Here is a 2,221-nt window from a genome sequence, read left to right as displayed (position 1 = left end):
GCCATATCGGACGTCGCCGCATTGAGGTGGTGAACGTTGAGGGTGCTGTGCATCAATTGGTCTATTACGGTGTTTTCAGTGACCCAAATCAGCGCATCCACGGGTCGACGGCGGCGTAATTGTTTGAGCATCAACACATTTTCGTCATTGACGGTGGCCGCGACCTCGCCGCCATAAATCAACACGGTGCCATTGCTTTCCTGCCAAATTTCGTGGGACAACCGCGGCGCCAGTTTATCAACGGCGGAGGGGGAGCCGATAAGCAGTTGGATGGCGACTTTTCTACGCCAAAAAAGGCCGTAGTGGAAGTGGAGGTAGTCTTTTATAAATAATGATGGAAACTCTGCTTGGCGCCTTTCGGATAGCTCTTCTCCAAATTGTTCTTCATTCAAATCATCAGTATCTTTTTTGATTTTCATATTGATAATTTTATTTCTCAATTTTTTTATTGATTGAATTGCCCCAATAAATATTATAGATATTGAAATAATATATAAAGAAATGTCATTTTTTTGATTTGGTTCAATAGCGTAATTGCCATTCCAAAACCAGGTGAATAATAAAGATACAAGTGCGAGGGTAATCGTTATATGGAATAACATTCTAGTGATCTCTGTGCTTGAAATGAAAAACGAATTAACGGTTTTTATTGGAAATAATTCTAGCGTTATGCATATTTTCTGTATTCAGTATTAGTTGCGGTAAATTGTTTTTTTTACTTTGCTCTAATGCTAGGCTGATCAGTAATAAATCTGATAACTCATTAACGTCACCAAAGATTGCATTGGTATTAATCATGTTTTTGGGGGGGGATATGCCTAATTCAGCTAACTTTTTTAGTATTTGACTCAGTTCAAAATCACCTATGTTGCGGTACCAAATGTTTTCTATTGCATAAGGCACTTTTCCACCGAAAGATAAAACGTTCTCTATACAGTAATCTAGGCTATTTCCCGGTGATTGATGTATGCTTGCTCCATGCGTTTTTGAATTAGATAGCAGCTCAATTAAGATAACCGCTTCTGAATAAAAACGTGTTTCAGTATTAACTTGAATACCTAATAAAAACACTGGGGAATGAACTAGAAGGTTAGCTTGTTTATTTATCAATGCATTTAATTTACTCTGGGGTATAAATTGAATTTGATTCGAAATATCGTCAATTGAGAGACAGTTAATTTTTTCAATTAAATACTCCTTTTGTGATTTACTTAGGTTATCTAAAACCATAAGTTTGGTTTGTTTGTTTGAGGTTATCGTTGATATTGATTCTGCATTATTAAATAAAAAATGGTCGATAATGCCAACATATCTTTCTATACTGTTTTGGGTGGTTAGTATGGGGATGTTTGCAGTTTTTATTATGGATTTATCTTCTTTTTCTGTTTGCTTTAGAAGCGCAGTATTCGTTAATGCTAAAAGGCTATTACCCTGATAACCCAAGGCCGTCATCGTAAAAATTAAATTACCAGTGACAGCTCTTCTTTTTAGCTTTATTTTTTCTTTTTTAAGTCTATCTCGTTCTAAATTCCACTGATTAATATAATCAATTTTTTGAATGTAAATTAAATAATTAATTAAAAAAATACTGAAAGAAATAAAAAAAGAAATCGAAGAAATGGAAATTAATTTATGACTGTTTTCTAAAATAGGGAAATAAAATAAAGTGAAAAATACAACTAATCCGACAGATAAAGAAATCATAATATGCTGAAAAACATTAAACTTATTTGGGATTGACTTAGCTGGGGGTAAGGTTGAATCTGGGTGTATCATTATTTATCCAATTGAAATATTTGGTAGAGAGGTAATCAATAAACATCCACAAGAGAGTCGGTGCCCATGAAAAGCAATAGCCTGTCCTTGGTCGTTAACCGTGGTACTTCCTTCAGCAATCTGATTCGTTCCATGTTTGGGACATGAGCAGGTATCGCCAACTCGCGCGGCTCCCTTTCCTTGTATCTGTATTCGGCTTGAAGCGGATAAAACACGGCCATTAGATGATGTTCTATCACCTAGGCGAATAATTCCTTTCATGGGTATTTTCTCTTAGTTGTATATGAATGTTGATAGCGTTGTGTTATCGTTTTCCGCGTTTTTGGCTTACGGCTTTTCTGTCTGCGTAACGCCAAAAAAGTAAGTGCCGCCAATGCCATGACATATCAACACTGTGGCAATCAAACTGATACGGATCCGCATCGTCAATTTGGCACAGGGCCTC

At 36.3% G+C, this 2,221-nt stretch carries 2 protein-coding genes and 1 pseudogene; all 3 read right to left on the bottom strand.

Annotation, left to right across the window (positions count from 1 at the left end):
* A pseudogene (locus AC4IFT_RS22245) lies at positions 1-602 on the bottom strand (ImcF-related family protein); the annotation flags it as partial.
* 34 nt (positions 603-636) lie between these two features.
* The gene (locus tag AC4IFT_RS22240; RefSeq protein WP_490752893.1) at positions 637-1,776 is read right to left on the bottom strand and encodes a hypothetical protein; all 1,140 of its coding nucleotides are present in this window, start codon (positions 1,774-1,776) and stop codon (positions 637-639) included.
* 3 nt (positions 1,777-1,779) lie between these two features.
* On the bottom strand, positions 1,780-2,037 hold the full coding sequence (locus AC4IFT_RS22235; RefSeq protein WP_273827287.1) for a PAAR domain-containing protein: 258 nt from the start codon (positions 2,035-2,037) through the stop codon (positions 1,780-1,782).
* Positions 2,038-2,221 lie beyond the last annotated feature (184 nt).

It is taken from the genome of Providencia sp. UF-183, assembly GCF_058246155.1.
The sequence above is the reverse complement of the archived record's forward strand: the minus strand, read 5'-3'. Positions and strand labels throughout refer to the sequence as shown.

Excerpts from the sequence above, each read along its gene's own strand:
- AC4IFT_RS22235 (WP_273827287.1), bottom strand. The coding sequence starts at position 2,037 with ATGAAAGGAATTATTCGCCTAGGTGATAGAACATCATCTAATGGCCGT.
- AC4IFT_RS22240 (WP_490752893.1), bottom strand. The coding sequence starts at position 1,776 with ATGATACACCCAGATTCAACCTTACCCCCAGCTAAGTCAATCCCAAAT.